The 15,976-nt window shown below is 61.7% G+C and carries 17 protein-coding genes; 3 read left to right on the top strand and 14 right to left on the bottom strand.

The window, feature by feature from the left end:
* Positions 1-2,130, bottom strand: coding sequence for a methylmalonyl-CoA mutase (scpA, locus tag RBB29_RS16385; RefSeq protein ID WP_306115395.1), 2,130 nt, complete (start codon positions 2,128-2,130; stop codon positions 1-3).
* Complete coding sequence (locus RBB29_RS16380) at positions 2,102-3,025, bottom strand: hypothetical protein (RefSeq protein WP_306115394.1); 924 nt, start codon at positions 3,023-3,025, stop codon at positions 2,102-2,104. The genes scpA and RBB29_RS16380 overlap by 29 nt, the downstream gene beginning before the upstream one ends.
* Positions 3,026-3,201: 176 nt before the next feature.
* Between RBB29_RS16380 and RBB29_RS16375 the strand changes: the two genes are divergently transcribed.
* The gene (locus RBB29_RS16375; RefSeq protein WP_306115393.1) at positions 3,202-3,657 is read left to right on the top strand and encodes a DUF4174 domain-containing protein; all 456 of its coding nucleotides are present in this window, start codon (positions 3,202-3,204) and stop codon (positions 3,655-3,657) included.
* A gap of 1 nt (position 3,658) precedes the next feature.
* On the opposite strand, the gene RBB29_RS16370 is transcribed toward RBB29_RS16375, so the two are convergent.
* The 9 genes from RBB29_RS16370 to RBB29_RS16330 all read right to left on the bottom strand — a co-directional run bounded on the left by RBB29_RS16370 (position 3,659) and on the right by RBB29_RS16330 (position 10,340).
* The gene (locus tag RBB29_RS16370; RefSeq protein ID WP_306115392.1) at positions 3,659-4,177 is read right to left on the bottom strand and encodes a hypothetical protein; all 519 of its coding nucleotides are present in this window, start codon (positions 4,175-4,177) and stop codon (positions 3,659-3,661) included.
* 28 nt (positions 4,178-4,205) lie between these two features.
* Complete coding sequence (locus tag RBB29_RS16365; RefSeq protein ID WP_306115391.1) at positions 4,206-6,206, bottom strand: acetyl/propionyl/methylcrotonyl-CoA carboxylase subunit alpha; 2,001 nt, start codon at positions 6,204-6,206, stop codon at positions 4,206-4,208.
* 135 nt (positions 6,207-6,341) lie between these two features.
* The gene (locus RBB29_RS16360; RefSeq protein ID WP_306115390.1) at positions 6,342-6,548 is read right to left on the bottom strand and encodes a hypothetical protein; all 207 of its coding nucleotides are present in this window, start codon (positions 6,546-6,548) and stop codon (positions 6,342-6,344) included.
* Positions 6,549-6,951: 403 nt separating this feature from the next.
* On the bottom strand, positions 6,952-7,314 hold the full coding sequence (locus tag RBB29_RS16355) for a hypothetical protein (protein ID WP_306115389.1): 363 nt from the start codon (positions 7,312-7,314) through the stop codon (positions 6,952-6,954).
* A 72-nt stretch (positions 7,315-7,386) separates the two neighbouring features.
* Entirely contained in the window at positions 7,387-7,527 is a 141-nt protein-coding gene (locus RBB29_RS16350) for a hypothetical protein (RefSeq protein WP_306115388.1), read from the bottom strand.
* A 106-nt stretch (positions 7,528-7,633) separates the two neighbouring features.
* A complete protein-coding gene (locus RBB29_RS16345) occupies positions 7,634-8,029 on the bottom strand; it encodes a DUF6497 family protein (RefSeq protein ID WP_306115387.1) in 396 nt (131 codons plus the stop codon).
* Entirely contained in the window at positions 8,026-8,361 is a 336-nt protein-coding gene (locus RBB29_RS16340; RefSeq protein ID WP_306115386.1) for a hypothetical protein, read from the bottom strand. Before RBB29_RS16340 ends, RBB29_RS16345 begins: the two co-directional genes overlap by 4 nt.
* Positions 8,358-8,795, bottom strand: a complete 438-nt coding sequence (locus RBB29_RS16335; protein ID WP_306115385.1) for a hypothetical protein — start codon at positions 8,793-8,795, stop codon at positions 8,358-8,360. Before RBB29_RS16335 ends, RBB29_RS16340 begins: the two co-directional genes overlap by 4 nt.
* Before the next feature lie 12 nt (positions 8,796-8,807).
* The gene (locus tag RBB29_RS16330; RefSeq protein ID WP_306115384.1) at positions 8,808-10,340 is read right to left on the bottom strand and encodes an acyl-CoA carboxylase subunit beta; all 1,533 of its coding nucleotides are present in this window, start codon (positions 10,338-10,340) and stop codon (positions 8,808-8,810) included.
* A gap of 226 nt (positions 10,341-10,566) precedes the next feature.
* Here RBB29_RS16330 and RBB29_RS16325 point away from each other — a divergent pair, with 226 nt between their 5' ends.
* Both RBB29_RS16325 and RBB29_RS16320 read left to right on the top strand, forming a co-directional pair.
* Complete coding sequence (locus tag RBB29_RS16325; protein WP_371931517.1) at positions 10,567-11,730, top strand: multidrug effflux MFS transporter; 1,164 nt, start codon at positions 10,567-10,569, stop codon at positions 11,728-11,730.
* Between the two features lie 69 nt (positions 11,731-11,799).
* Positions 11,800-13,200: a short-chain fatty acyl-CoA regulator family protein gene (locus RBB29_RS16320; RefSeq protein ID WP_306115382.1), complete on the top strand. Its 1,401-nt coding sequence runs from the start codon at positions 11,800-11,802 to the stop codon at positions 13,198-13,200.
* 3 nt (positions 13,201-13,203) lie between these two features.
* Here the strand turns inward: RBB29_RS16320 and RBB29_RS16315 are convergent, their stop codons facing one another.
* The 3 genes from RBB29_RS16315 to betA form a co-directional block, all read right to left on the bottom strand.
* Positions 13,204-13,440, bottom strand: coding sequence for a YdcH family protein (locus tag RBB29_RS16315; protein ID WP_306115381.1), 237 nt, complete (start codon positions 13,438-13,440; stop codon positions 13,204-13,206).
* A 126-nt stretch (positions 13,441-13,566) separates the two neighbouring features.
* Positions 13,567-14,220 (bottom strand): thermonuclease family protein, encoded by a 654-nt coding sequence (locus RBB29_RS16310; RefSeq protein ID WP_306115380.1) that lies wholly within the window; start codon positions 14,218-14,220, stop codon positions 13,567-13,569.
* A gap of 54 nt (positions 14,221-14,274) precedes the next feature.
* A complete protein-coding gene (betA, locus tag RBB29_RS16305) occupies positions 14,275-15,933 on the bottom strand; it encodes a choline dehydrogenase (RefSeq protein WP_306115520.1) in 1,659 nt (552 codons plus the stop codon).
* Between the last annotated feature and the right edge of the window lie 43 nt (positions 15,934-15,976).

Here is a 15,976-nt window from a genome sequence, read left to right as displayed (position 1 = left end):
TCAGGCCCGCGCCTCCCCGATCAGTTGCAGGATATTCTGCGCCGCGTCGGGAATGTTCGTCCCCGGACCAAAGATCGCCTTGACCCCGGCCTTCTTGAGGAATTCGTAATCCTGCTGCGGAATGACACCACCGCAGATCACGATGATATCGCCCGCGTCCTTGGCCTCCAGTGCCTTGATAAGCTGCGGCGCGAGGGTCTTGTGGCCCGCGGCCTGACTGGAAATGCCGATGACATGCACATCATTGTCGATGGCATCCTGCGCAGCCTCATCCGGGGTCTGGAACAGCGGCCCCACATCAACGTCAAACCCGATATCGGCAAATGCGGTCGCGATGACCTTGGCACCGCGATCATGGCCGTCCTGGCCCATCTTGACCACCAACATGCGCGGGCGGCGGCCTTCGGCTTCGGCAAAATCCTCGACCGATTTCTGGATCGCGGCAAAGCCTTCATCCCCCTCATAGGCCGCGCCATAGACCCCGGCCAATGTCTTGACCTCGGCCCTGTGACGCCCAAATTCCTTCTCCATCGCCATGCTGATCTCTCCTACCGAAGCCCGTGCGCGCGCGGCTTCGACCGCTGCCGCCAACAGGTTGCCACCTTCCTTCGCTTTCCGCGTCAGGTCGTCCAACGCCGCCTGACAAGCCGCCTCATCACGGCTCGCGCGGATCTTTTCTAACCGCGCGATCTGCGCCTCGCGCACCTTGGCATTATCAATGTCGAGAATGTCGATCGGATCTTCATTGTCCTTCCGGTACTTGTTGACGCCCACGACAACCTCGTCTCCCTTGTCGATCATCGCCTGCCGTGTCGCGGCGCTCTCTTCGATCCTGAGCTTGGGCATGCCGCTCGCCACGGCCTTGGTCATGCCGCCCATCTCTTCGACCTCTTCGATCAGCTTCCACGCCTCATCGGCCAGATCGGCGGTGAGTTTCTCGACGTAATAGCTGCCCGCCAACGGGTCGATCACATTGGTCACGCCGGTTTCTTCCTGCAAAATCAACTGCGTATTCCGCGCGATCCGGGCGGAGAAATCCGTCGGCAGCGCAATCGCCTCATCAAGCGCGTTGGTGTGCAGCGATTGCGTGCCGCCCAGAACCGCGCTCATCGCCTCATAGGCGGTGCGGATCACGTTGTTATAGGGGTCCTGTTCCTGCAGGCTCACGCCCGACGTCTGGCAATGCGTGCGCAGCATCTTGGAGCGTTCGTTCTTGGCCCCGAATTCGGTCATGATCCGGTGCCAGAGCGTCCGCGCTGCGCGCAGTTTCGCGGCCTCCATGAAGAAATTCATGCCGATGGCGAAGAAGAAGCTCAGCCGCCCGGCGAACTTGTCCACATCCATGCCCGCATCAATCGCCGCACGCACGTATTCGCGTCCATCTGCCAGCGTGTACGCCAGCTCCTGCACCAGGTTCGCTCCGGCCTCCTGCATGTGGTAGCCGGAGATCGAGATCGAGTTGAACTTGGGCATCTCGTTGGAGGTGAATTCGATGATATCGCTAACAATCCGCATGCTTGGTTCAGGCGGATAAATGTAGGTGTTGCGCACCATGAATTCTTTCAGAATGTCATTCTGGATGGTGCCGGAGAGGACGGATTTGTCATGCCCCTGCTCTTCACCGGCGACGATGAAACTGGCCAGAACCGGGATTACCGCGCCGTTCATCGTCATGCTGACGCTCACCTGATCCAGCGGGATGCCATCGAAGAGGATTTTCATATCCTCGACCGAGTCGATCGCCACGCCCGCCTTGCCTACGTCACCGACGACGCGCGCATGGTCACTGTCATACCCCCGGTGAGTTGCTAGATCGAATGCCACTGACACGCCCTGCTGCCCGGCAGCCAGGTTGCGGCGATAGAAAGCATTCGATTCCTCGGCGGTCGAAAACCCTGCATATTGCCGGATGGTCCAGGGACGGCCCGCATACATCGTGGCCTTCACCCCCCGGGTGAACGGCGCAAACCCGGGCAGCGATCCAAGGTGATCCAGATCCTCGGTGTCCGCCTGCGTATAGAGCGGCTTGACGTCAATCCCTTCGAGCGTCTGCCATGTCAGATCGTCAAGCGGGCGTCCCCGAAGTTCTTTTTCGGCCAGATCACGCCAATCGTCGGTCGTCTTTCCCATCATCTTGTCCTCTTATCGTGTCACCGGCAGACGGTTGTTTCCCCGTTTTTGCCGGTCCGGTTACTTCTATCAGTTTGGCCAGGCCCGATGCCCCCGCGCGCAGCCAGAACAGGTCATCTGCATAGGCTTCGCGGAGCATTCTAGACTGATCCCTGTCAAACGGCAGCCAGCGGCCATCGCCGGTGGGTACCTGCTCGGGGTCTTCGCTCCTTTTGGTCAGGATCGCGCGCAATTCAGACCGACCGGGCGACCGGTTCAGCCATTCACGCGCATATTTTGTCGGCGTGGTCTCCAGCCCCGTCATCGCGGTCAGCCCGTGTTCGGGCAGGCTGCCGAAAACCTCGAAAGGATGTATCTGTATATCGGTCCCCGACACGGCGCAGGCCAGGTCGGTAATGACATCGCGCCATCCCCGTTTCTGCGCGGCGAGACGCCCCAGCTCTTCGGCACTTGGTACGGGCTGCCCCTGCGCCACGGCCTGCGCGGCAATCGAGCTCCAGAAGTTGTCCTGCGAGCGGATCGTCAGGACGATACGGGTCAACCGTCCGCCAAAGACTTCCGAATATCGCGCCATGCGTTCGCCAATACCATTGTAAAGGCGCGCTTCGCGAAGCAGTTGCTGCGGTGTGCCGATCACATTCTCATCGCTGATGACGAGCGTGTGGATCCCGCGCGCCTGCGCCCGGTCGAGGTTTGCAACAATGTGATCGCGCGCTTGCAGAAGTTGTTCATCCGGTGTCTCACCCGACGTCACCGGCCCCGTATCGGCCATGTCGCCCGACGGCGTCCAGAACCCCACACCCAGTGGTTCAAGCCGCCCGAGGCTTGCGCGCATGTAATGCTGAAAGCTGGTCGAGGCCGTCCTGTGGGCCCCCAAATGCAGGATTACGTCCATCGGTTCGATGCCTTTCGCCGAACCGCCAACAGATGTGGCGGTGTGAGTGTCATGCCCTGCATTTTGACACTCCAAAGCTATCAACGAGATTAATGTTCGAAATTTCACCCACGCATACACGATTCTTGTTCGCAATCGTGTCTGGCATCCCTATATCTTGGCTGACAGGAGAGGTGATGGAAAAGTTCTTACCCTTTGTTTTGCTGACGTTTTTCGCCGGTTCCGTCTTCGCGCAAGAGGCGACGGAGGCCTCCGACACGCTCGACCATCCCCTTATCGTTTCCGGGGAAACAGCGGATTTGAACGAATTTTTATGGATAAACCGGCCGCTGATTGTCTTTGCCGATGCCCCGGCAGACCCGCGTTTCATCCAGCAGATGGAATATATCGACGCGCGGCTTGAGGCGCTGGCCGAGCGTGACGTGATCGTGCTGACCGACACCAACCCCAAAGCCAATGGCACATTGCGGAAGAAACTGCGCCCGCGCGGCTTCATGATCGTGCTGATCGGCAAGGATGGGCGCAAATACCTGCGCAAACCCTTCCCCTGGGACGTCCGCGAGATTACCCGCAGCATCGACAAACTGCCCCTGCGCCAGCAAGAGATTCGCGAACGTCGCGGCGATAGCTGAATCATAGCCATTCCGCCGCCCCCATCGCCACAACCAGCAGTCCCGTATGCGGATCCATCAACATGATGGTCGCCGGATCGTCATCATAGACCAGCACCGTCCGGGGATTGTCCAACGCATAGCGAAAGGCGCTTTCGGCATGCTCGTTCATGCACAGCCGCCCCTCAAGCGCGGCGCGACGCATGCGCATGCCCGTGGCGCGGTCAGTATTGGCAATCTCGACCAGCGCGGCATCGGGGGCCAGCGTCGGATCCATCAGCGCCACGACCCCTCGGCGCGATAGTGCACCCGGCACTTCCGGCGTGGCCGACACCACCGGCAGCGGTGCTTTCACCTCCATCTGGACCAGTCGGAACACGGCCGCGACGCAACTACGCGACGCATTAAACGCCACGGTTTCACCAATCGAGAACCACCGATCCAGCCGGTCCCGCAGCGCGCTTTCATCCTCGCGCCAGCACCCCGCCAGGGCGGACAACACCAGACCGGCCAGCACGATCCGTGCCCGCCGCCCCGTCATGTATGGTCCGCCCCGAAGGTGCATCCGATCACTCGAACTCCATAATCACATCATCGACGGCCAGACTGTCACCCGGGCCGGCCTTGATCGCCGAAACAACCGCCTTCTTCTCGGCCCGCAGGATGTTTTCCATCTTCATCGCCTCAACCGTGCAAAGCGCCTGCCCCTCCTGAACTTCATCGCCTTCGGCAACGTTTACCTTCACGATCAGGCCCGGCATCGGGCAGAGCAGCATCTTGGATGTATCAGGCGGCAGTTTCTCGGGCATTAACGCCGCCAATTCCGCCTGCCTGGGCGAGCGGACGTGGACCTTGAGGTCGGCCCCGCGGTTTCGGACGCGGAAACCGCCGCTGACCTTACCAACCTTGAGGATCAGAGGCGTGCCATCGACACTCAGCACGGCCAGTTGGTCACCCGGGGTCCAATTGCTCTCGACGCGCATGGCGGTGCCATCCTCGAAGCGCACGACAGAACCGTCGCGGTCGGCATCGACGGTCACCGGATGGTTCTCGCCCTGCAGCGAAACCACCCAATCCTCGCCCACGTGACGCTCGTGATTGTCCATCCGCCCCGACACGCGCGTGCGCCTGATTTCGGCCACGCGGTGCATTGCCGCCGCACTCGCCGCGATCCGGCGCAATACACCCCCTTCAAGCGTAACCCCCTGGAACCCTTCGGGATATTCCTCTTCGATAAAAGCCGTCGTCATGTCACCCGAGATGAATTTCGGATGATCCATCACCGCCGCGAGGAAGGGCAGGTTATGCCCGATCCCTTCGATCTCGAAACTGTCGAGCGCCACGCGCATCTCTTCAATGGCGGCCTCGCGGGTCGGCGCCCAGGTGCAGAGCTTGGCGATCATCGGGTCGTAATACATGCTGATCTCGCCGCCCTCGAAGACGCCGGTATCGTTGCGCACGGCACGGCCATCCTCGGCCACTTCCGCCGGTGGCCTGTAGCGGCTGAGACGCCCGATGGACGGCAGGAACCCGCGATACGGGTCCTCGGCATAGAGCCGGTTTTCGATGGCCCAGCCGTTGATGCCGACATCCGATTGGCTGATCGAGAGCTTCTCACCATTGGCCACGCGGATCATCTGCTCCACGAGGTCCACACCGGTGATGAGTTCGGTCACCGGGTGTTCCACCTGCAGGCGTGTGTTCATTTCGAGGAAATAGAAGTTCTTGTCGCCATCGACGATGAATTCCACCGTGCCCGCGCTGGTATATCCAACCGCCTGCGCCAGCGCGACCGACTGATCGCCCATCGCCTTTCGGGTCTCGGGGTCCAGAAACGGACTCGGCGCCTCTTCGACGACCTTCTGGTTCCGGCGCTGGATCGAGCATTCGCGTTCATTGAGGTAGATGCCGTTGCCGTGGCTGTCACATAGCACCTGGATCTCGATATGGCGGGGCTGGGTCACGAATTTCTCGATGAAAATCCGGTCATCGCCGAAACTGCTGGCGGCCTCGTTCTTGGAGCTCTGAAAGCCTTCGCGCGCCTCGTCATCGTTCCAGGCAATGCGCATCCCCTTGCCGCCCCCCCCGGCACTGGCTTTGATCATCACCGGGTAGCCGATTTCGTTCGAGATCTTCACCGCCTCCTCGGCGTCTTCGATGAGGCCCATATAGCCCGGCACGGTGCTGACCTCGGCCTCCTGCGCGATCTTCTTCGAGGTGATCTTGTCACCCATCGCCTCGATCGCCCCTTTAGGCGGCCCGATGAAGGCCACGCCTTCTTTCTCAAGAGCTTCGGCAAACTTGCTGTTTTCGCTGAGGAAACCGTAACCGGGGTGCACCGCTTCGGCACCGGTTTGGCGGATCGCATCCATGACCTTTTCGATGACGATATAGGACTCGTTTGCCGGGGGCGGACCGATATGCACCGCCTCATCCGCCATCTTCACATGCAACGCGTTACGGTCGGCATCCGAATAGATCGCGACCGTCTTGATCCCCATCTTGCGGGCCGTTTTGATCACACGGCAGGCAATCTCACCGCGGTTCGCAATCAGGATTTTCTTGAACATATCTCATCCCCTCTCTCATTCCTGGGCCGCGCAGCCGGGCGCGCGGAAGTGACAACGAAAAAACCACCGGCCCGCGCAAGCGCACCGGTGGTTTCATTTCGATTGGCGGCACCCGTCAGGGTGCGCGAAACTGTGTTAGCAGCGGTTCGGGAAGCTCTGGCAATAGGCGACGTTACCCGCCGCGCCGACAAGCGCGCCCGTGGCGACATTGCCGCCGACGACCGCCGCTGTACCGGCCCCCGCGCCCGCACCGATAAGGGCCTGTTGCCCGAAAGTGTCGCCGCAGGACGCAAGTCCCAGCATGGCCGTGAAGCATAAAATGAGTTTGGATCTGATGTGCATCGGTTGAAGCCTCGTGTCTGCTTTTCTTTGATTATAGCACGACTCAACGCCATTCCCGAGGCAAGGTCAAAGCCAATCCCGTAACGGGCGATCCGGTGCGCAAGGCCCCGCCGATGGCACGAAACCCGATCCGTGGACGGAAAAAAGGGCGGCCTGCACCGTAATGTACAAGACCGCCCGTAAGGGGAAGGGTAACGGATTAGACTATGCGTCTCGGTCCATTGGGGGGGGACCGCCACTACGCCTTTGATGCTGCATGCAAATTCTGGCCGTTCCAAGCGCATAACGCGCGCTGCGACCGCATCGGCTGTATTCCGCGTATTCGCACAACCCTTGGGCAGGATTATGCCGTTTTTGCAACCTATAGCGGAGTTATTTGATGATTGTTCACGCAAAACGGAGGTCATGACCGGCCCTCCCCATCGCTGAACACCTCGGGAAACGCGGCTTTCGCGGCGTTCACGTCCAGTACAAGCAACGCCTCGTAACTTTGCGAATCAAAAGGATCTTCCGCGGGCACGACCTCCCGGCCGAAAAGCCAGCTCAGACGCCCCGCATCCAGGTTACCGCGCTCAAAGGGCTGATCGCCGAAATGCTCCCAAAGGGCCTGGATAAACCCCGCATCGGCCCGGCGATCCGCGGGTTTGCGGTCCCTGAAGCGTTCCCGGCGGGTCAGGGGCGTCACCCCCTTGGGATTGGCGCGCCTAATCGTGAATTGGAAATCGGTGCCGGGCAAACGACCCGGGAAACCACGATGCTTCAGCATGGTGCACCTCCCGATCCCTTGGGACGCAAGCACGGCGTGACAGGTGCGATGCCCTGCCGCTTCGTGATCGCCTCAATACTTGTCGCTGGGCGCCGCTTCGGTCGAGAGGGCCTCGGGCTCGACCACGACGAATTCCTCTTCAGCCGGCTGTGCGCAGGCCGCAACAAGACCGATGAGGCCAATGGCAAGGATGTTCTTGAAAGCGGGGGACATGCCCATCTCCTCTGGTAAAGGTTGCGGTCGACCGGCCACCCTTGTGACGCACGGACCGTGGCACATTGTTCAGGTAAGGTCCTCTCCGCAACATGTTGTTTCTGCATCAGAAGAACTCCCATTTGCAGGCACCATCTTCGACACTATAGGCCTCGAATACCTGCGAGACATCCGGGTCGATCACCCCGAACTCGCTTTCCCGGTCCGCAAGCGAGATAATGACCTGTGTCGGCGTTGGCCCGATATTCGACAGTTTCGACAAGGCGAAATCGTTGCACAGGTGGTCGAGATCGCCACGCACCACGTCGAAATCCTGGTCCATGGCCGAAAACGCCGGGGAGACGAACCGGAACCGGTACACAAGCCCCCCACCCGGCCGGTCCCAGAGCATTTCCTGCAAATAGGCCTCGATCCCCGACGGCAGGATGACCTTGTCCGCGGCATCGGCTACGGCCACGCCCGCAAGGGCCGCCGCCGCGAGATATGCGGCATAGCCCCTCACCCGGCCCACCGCATCCAGCGGGCGCGGTTTTCAGGGTCCTGGAGCACGGCGGCAATCTGCGCCTCCGCGTGCGCGCGCGGGAACCGGCCCGCCGCCTGCCCGCCCGCGGTTACCTCAAGACCCTCACTTGTGCGCGTCACCCGCACAACGGGGGCGAACCCCCTAAGGCCCCGCAACGCCCGCCATATATCCTGCCGCACCTGCCGCGCCACCCGCCCGCGCGATCCATCCGGCAAGCGCGTCGACGCACTCACGTCAAACCGCACCGGCAACCGCCGCGCCAAGGTCAGCACGTCGCCATCGCGAAGGATATGCCAGCGGTCGCGGCTCACTGAACGCCACCTTGCAGCGGCGCGTCGTTACACCGCCCTTCTTCATAGAAGAAAAACACGCTTCTCTGAGAAAGCGGCGCCTGCGTTGGATCACCGCTCGCATCGACAAATTCAATGCCGTAGACGTCAAAAGCACCGCCCGGCGACCCGATAGCCATGTCACGCATTACATGACACACTCTTTGCACCGCAGATAACTCTCCTGATGTCATGTCGCGGTCCCGGAGCGCAGTGCCAAGAGGAGATCGGTAGTACCACAAAAACCCCTCCTTGACGTCGCTTGCATCCGCTTCGTTGGTGAACTCGATGGTGCTCGCGCCAAGATAGACGCTGCCGGGTATCGTCCTGTCCGGCTCGTCAGCATGAGCCACCAGCGGCGCATTCGCCGCCAATGCGCCCGCTACCAACGCGTATCTGTTTAGAAATCTGAACAAATCCAAATTCCCTCAGAGCGGAATATTATCGTGTTTCTTCCACGGGTTGCTCAACTTCTTGTTCCGAAGCGACGCAAAAGCCCGGCTCACGCGCATGCGGGTGTTGTGGGGCATGATGACCTCGTCGATGAAGCCGCGTTCAGCGGCAACAAAGGGGTTGGCAAAGCGGTCTTCGTAATCCGCCGTATGGGCCGCGATCTTGTCAGCATCGCCCAGATCGGCGCGGTGGATGATCTCGGTCGCGCCCTTGGCACCCATCACCGCGATCTCGGCGGTGGGCCAGGCATAGTTGAAATCACCGCGCAGGTGCTTGGACGCCATCACGTCATAGGCGCCACCATAGGCCTTGCGGGTGATGACCGTGACCTTGGGCACCGTCGCCTCCCCATAGGCAAAGAGGAGCTTCGCGCCATGCTTGATCACCCCGCCATACTCCTGGCTTGTCCCCGGCAGGAAGCCGGGCACATCGACGAAAGTCAGGATCGGGATTTCGAACGCATCGCAGAAACGCACGAAACGCGCGGCCTTGCGCGAGCTGTCGATGTCCAGACACCCGGCAAGTACCATCGGCTGGTTCGCCACGACGCCTACGGTCTGCCCTTCAAGGCGGATGAAACCGGTGATGATGTTCTTGGCGAAATCCTCCTGAATCTCGTAGAAATCGCCCTCATCCGCGACCTTTTCGATCAGCTCTTTCATGTCGTAGGGCGTGTTCGCATTGTCCGGGATCAGCGTGTCGAGGCTGTTTTCCACCCGGCCCGGTTCGTCGAAGAAGGGGCGTTTCGGCGCCTTGTCGCGGTTGTTCAGCGGCAGGAAATCCACCAGGCGGCGCACCTCGGCCAGCGCCTCCACATCATTCTCAAACGCGCCATCGGCGACCGAGCTCTTGCGCGTGTGGGTGGAAGCCCCGCCAAGCTCTTCTGCGGTGACCTGTTCGTTGGTGACGGTCTTGACCACGTCGGGACCGGTCACGAACATGTAGGAGGTGTCTTTGACCATGAAGATGAAATCGGTCATCGCCGGGGAATAGACCGCGCCGCCCGCGCAGGGGCCCATGATGACGGAGATCTGCGGGATGACACCCGAGGCCATGATGTTGCGCTGGAACACCTCGGCATAGCCCGCAAGCGAGGCCACGCCTTCCTGGATCCGCGCGCCGCCGGAGTCGTTGATGCCGATCACCGGCGCGCCGTTCTGCATCGCCATGTCCATGATCTTGCAGATCTTCTGCGCGTGGGTCTCGGAAAGCGACCCGCCGAAGACGGTGAAATCCTGGCTGAACACATAGACCATGCGGCCATTGATCGTGCCCCATCCGGTGATCACCCCGTCGCCAGGCATCTTGGTCTTTTCCATCCCGAAATCGGTGCAGCGATGCGCCACGAACATGTCGAACTCTTCGAAACTGCCTTCATCCAGCAATAGCTCGACCCGCTCCCGTGCGGTTAGCTTGCCCTTGCTGTGTTGCGATGCGATGCGTTTTTCGCCCCCGCCCAGACGGGCCTCGGCGCGGCGCTCTTCCAGTTCCTGAAGGATATCTTTCATGGCACTCCCCTTTTCGGTCATTGCGCGATCATAAGGAATGCCACCGGGGAGAGGGAAGCAGAAACAAGCAAATTTGCAAAGTTTTGGAAAGGATAACCTGCTAATCCGTAAATCTGCTAATTTTCTCGCAAGAGGCGTGGACTTCCCCGGATTGCAACCTTACCCAAGTCGCATGGGTCAGAATATCAACGCCCGGTTCTTGGATCGCCGGTCCGCACCTCACATCATGACGCTCATCCTGCTGGCCGGTCTGGCCGCGCTGGCGATGAACATCTTCCTGCCCAGCTTGCCGGGCATGACCGAGTATTTCCATACTGATTATCGCCTGCTGCAACTCTCGGTGGCGCTTTACCTCGGCGTAAACGCCGTGCTGCAACTCTTTGTCGGGCCGATCTCGGACCGCTTGGGGCGGCGCCCGGTCATCCTTGCGGGGATCGTGATCTTTCTACTGGCGACGCTCGGCTGCGCCCTGTCCACGAATGCCTATGTCTTCCTGACCTTCCGCATGATGCAGGCCGCCATCGTCGCGGCCATGGTCCTGAGCCGCGCGATCGTGCGTGACATGGTCCCCGACGAAGAGGCCGCCAGCATGATCGGCTATGTCACCATGGGCATGGCTGTCGTGCCGATGATCGGCCCGGCTATCGGCGGTATGCTCGACGCGGCCTTTGGCTGGCACGCGAATTTCTGGTTGCTGCTCCTTCTCGGTGCGCTGGTCCTGTGGCTGACCTGGGCGGATCTGGGTGAAACTGCCCCGCGCTCGGGGCAGACCTTCCGCGAACAGGTCCGCGAATACCCCGCCCTCTTCGCCTCACCGCGCTTCTGGGGCTATGCGCTGGCCTCGGGCCTCTCGTCGGGGTCGTTCTTTGCCTATCTCGGCGGCGGACCCTTCGTCGGCGATCAGGTCTTTGGCCTGCCGCCGGAAAAGCTCGGCATCTATTTCGGCGCACCGGCCATCGGTTACATGCTCGGCAATTTCGTGTCGGGGCGCTTTTCGGTCCGCGTCGGCATCAACCGGATGGTGTTCTGGGGGACCGTGGTCAACGCGCTCGGGATCGGATTGAACCTCTGGCTCTTCTATGCGGGCCTCGGCACGGCGATCAGCTTCTTTGGCCTGATGACCCTGATGGGCCTTGGCAACGGCATGACGATCCCCAACGCCACTGCGGGCGCCCTCTCGGTCCGACCCCACCTCGCCGGAACCGCGAGCGGGCTGGCAGGCGCATTGATGATCGCCATCGGAGCGGCACTCTCGGCCCTCGCGGGCGCGCTTTTAACGCCCGAAACAGGTGCTTTCCCACTGCTCTGGATCATGCTCAGCACCGGGCTCCTTGCGATCATCGCCATCCTCCTCGTCATCCGTCGGGAACGCCGCCTGCCCGCCCCCTGACCTCTTGCGCGCGGGTCTTTGCAAACCTATCCTGACCCAAAGCAAACTTGCAAAGACAGGGCATCGGGGATGGCCACACAAAAACTCTATGCGGGCGCCAAGCTGCGCGAAACGCGGCAACGCCTTGGCCTGACACAAAAGGACTTCGCGGCCAAGCTGGGCGTGTCCCTGCCCTATCTCAACCAGATGGAAAACAACAACCGCCCTGTCAGCACCACCGTCGTGCTGGCCCTGGCGCAGGAGTTCGGCTTCGACGTGACCGAACTCAGCACCGGGGACGCCGAACGCATGGTCAGCGACATGCGCGAGGCACTGGCCGATCCGATCTTTGGCGACACCTCGCCGCCGCTTGCTGACCTGCGCCTGACCGCCTCGAACGCCCCCGCGCTGGCCCGCGCTTTCCTCGAATTGCACAGCGCCTACCGGCAGACCCACGAACGCCTCGCCTCGCTTGACGAGGCCCTCGGCCGCGAGGACAGCCGGACGCAGACAAGCCCCTGGGACGAAGTGCGCGACTTCTTTCACTACTGCGACAACTACATCGATGCGGTGGACCGCGCCGCCGAACGTTTCGCCACGCCCACCGGCACGCAGCGCACGATCCGCGATGTGGCCATCGACAAGCTCTCGGGGCTGGGCATCACCGTGGCCGATGCCGACACCGATCAACTGCGCAGCTTCGACCGCTCCAACGGGACGCTCTACATCTCGTCCCGCGTCGCGCCCGAAACGCGGATTTTCCAGATCCTGCTGCAACTCGCACTGCTCACGCAGGACAAACTGCTCGAAGCTACGCTCAACTTCGCCAATTTCCAATCTGACGCCGCGCGCTCCATCGCCAAGATCGGCCTTGCGAACTATTTCGCCGGGGCCGCCCTGATGCCCTACACGCGGTTTCTGGATGCCGCGCGGACCACCCGCCACGACCTTGAGGTTCTGTCGAACCGTTTCGGGGCCTCCATCGAACAGGTCGCCCACCGGCTTTCGACCCTGCAACGGCCGGGCGCCAAGGGGGTGCCGTTCTTCTTCGTGCGCGTGGATCAGGCCGGGACGATCACCAAGCGCCATTCGGCCACACGCCTGCAATTCGCCCGGTTCGGCGGCGCCTGTCCGCTCTGGAACGTGCACCGCGCCTTTGAAATTCCGGGGCGGTTCCTGCGGCAACTGGCCGAAACCCCCGATGGCGTGCGCTACATCAGCCTCGCGCGGGACGTGTCGAAATCGGGCGGCTCCTTCGGCGCGCCGGTGCGCCGTTTTGCCATTGCGCTTGGCTGCGACGTCAAACATGCCGAGGCACTGGTCTATGCCGATGACATGGACCTGACCAACGCCCGCGCGTTCGAGCCGATTGGCATTTCCTGCCGGATTTGCGAGCGCACCAATTGCCACCAACGCTCGGTCCCACCGCTGGAACGCCGCCTGTCGATTACGCCGGATGAACGCGGCGTTCTGCCTTACACGGTGGGCTAGGCGTCAAGCCGACAACATCCGGTAGAGCTCGTCCTTGAGCGCCCCGCGTTTCTTGCGCATCTCGACCTCGGCCATCTCGCCCACGGGGTCCACATTGGTTTCTGCCCGGTGCACTGCGCGGTTGATCTCGTGATACTCCTCCGCCAGCCGGGCAAAATGCGCGTCACTTGCCTTCATCTCGGCAATCTTGGCGTCAAATTCAGGGAATTCCTCATGCAATTCATGCGGGGTATGGGACATTTTTCGCACCTCTCCTTATGGTCTTGACCCTAGGAGTACTGCGCCCCGCGCGGCATCTCTTTGACACCGATCAAATCTGGAGGTGCGATACTCTCTTTTACACCCCGCGCCCCATATCCGGGCTGATTACTTCCAGGCCTTCCGCCACCCGGCCGCGCGCGCCTCTGCTTCGCTGCAAAACCACCGCTCGCCCTTGTCGGCCCGAATACGCGTTGCGTCATAATATTGCTGACCGGGGACGTGAAAAATGCGCGTGCCCTTGCCCGAGATATTGCCTTTGATGATGCAAGCCTGATCTGGCACAGGCGCCTGTTTTATATTGCTTTTCCGATGCTGAGACGGACGCTGGAACGCACCGGCATGAAGCCCGGCATTTGCCCGTTTCGCGGCCCGCTCGTCGGCCACATAGGCGCGCGAATACTTGCGGTAGGCCACCGCCATGCCGCGCTGCACCAACCCGCGCCCCATGTCCCGGCCATCGACCCGGCAGGTCGCCACGATCCGGCCATAACGGTCCTTCTCCACCGGATCGCAGGAGGCCACCACACCCTGAAACTGCGCGCGGACCTCGCGGCTGACCCATGTGCCGCAATCCCAATCCTTGCCCTCTGCGGTTTGACAGGTCTGCCCCACCTCCGGCGCGTCAATCCCGTGCAGGCGCACGCGAACCCCGCCCACATCCAGCGTATCGCCGTCGATCACGCGCACGGTGCCCTGAAAACCGGCCAAAACAGGCGGCGCGAGGGCCAGCAGAACAAGAACGGAACAAATCCTTAACATTTGGTTTATATCGGGGAGATTTCCCCCGGGTTCAACCAGTTAGAAAGGCAAAGGTTAACGCTGCGCCTCGCGCCACCGGGGACTGATCCAGGGCTCGGAATTATCTGCCGGAAGCGCATCGACGCCCAGCACATGATCGGCCATCTTCTCGCCCACCATGATCGACGGCGCGTTGAGGTTACCATTGGTGATCTGCGGGAAAATGCTGCTGTCGGCCACGCGCAGGGCATCCACGCCGATCACCCTCCCCTCGGGGTCGACAACCGTATCCGGATCGTCCGCGCGCCCCATCCGGCAGGTGCCGCAAGGGTGATAGGCGCTCTCGGCATGTTCGCGGATGAAATCGTCCAGCTCGTCATCGCTCTGCACCGCCGCACCGGGCTGAATCTCGTGCTTGGCATAGGGCTTGAACGCCTCTTGCGCAAAGATCTCGCGCGTCAGCCGGATACACTTACGGAAATCGACCCAATCGCTTTCCTCGCTCATATAGTTGAACCGGATCACCGGATCGTCGGCGGGATCGGCGCTGCGCAGGGTCACGGCCCCGCGGGATTTACTACGCATTGGGCCGGTATGGGCCTGGTACCCATGCCCTTCTGCCGCGGCCTTGCCATCGTAACGCACAGCAATCGGCAGGAAATGGAACTGCACATCGGGGTAATCCACGCCCTTGTCCGAACGGATAAACCCGCAGCTTTCGAACTGGTTGGAGGAGCCGGGGCCGCCGAACCCCATCAACCAGCGCGCACCGACATAGGCCTTGCCCGCCAGGTTCCAGTATCGGTAGAGACTGACCGGCTGACTTGCCGCCATCTGGATATAAAGCTCCAGGTGATCCTGCAAATTGGCCCCCACACCGGGGCGGTCGGCCACGACATCAATGCCGTGCTCCGCCAGGTGGAATGCCGCGCCGATGCCCGACAGCATCAGGATCTTGGGCGAGTTGATGGCCGACGCCGAAAGGATCACCTCCGCCCGCGCCCGGATCACCTCGCGCCGGCCCTTGACCGTCGCCTCGACGCCAACGGCGCGGCCCTCTTCGACCACCACCCGATGCACGAGGCCCCGCACGATGTCGCAATTCTCCCGCTTCAACGCAGGTTTGAGATAGGCATTGGCCGCCGACCAGCGTTGCCCGTTGCGCACGGTCATCTCGAAGGGGCCGAACCCCTCCTGCTTCTCACCGTTGTAATCGGCGGTCAGCTCATAGCCCGCCTGCCCGCCCGCCTCGACAAAGGCGCGGGTCAGCGGATTGGACATCGTCCCCCGGGTGATGCTGAGCGGCCCATTGGCCCCGCGCCAGGCCGGATCGCCGCCATGGCCCGCGTCATCCCAGCCCTCCATGCGCTTGAAATAGGGCAGCACATCGGCATAGCCCCAACCATCGGCCCCATGGTCGCGCCAATAGTCGTAATCGCGCGCATGGCCGCGCACATAGACCATGCCGTTGATGCTGGAAGACCCGCCGATGACCTTGCCCCGCGGACAGGCCAGGCGGCGATTGTTCAGATGCGGCTCCGGCTCGCTCTGGTAACCCCAGTCATACATCTTCATGTTCATCGGATAGCTCAGAGCACCTGGCATCTGGATGAACGGCCCCACATCACTGCCACCATGCTCGATAACCAGCACGGATTTCCCAGCCTCTGCCAGGCGATAAACCATCGCACATCCGGCGCTCCCCGCGCCCACGACAACGTAATCAGCTTCCATGGAGCCCCCGGAAAATCGCAGTCGTCGCATTGGCGCGACGGGG

This window comes from Roseovarius sp. MMSF_3359, assembly GCF_030733385.1.
Classification (GTDB): domain Bacteria; phylum Pseudomonadota; class Alphaproteobacteria; order Rhodobacterales; family Rhodobacteraceae; genus Roseovarius.
Note: the sequence above shows the minus strand (reverse complement) of the source record. Positions and strands in the feature narration are given on the sequence as shown.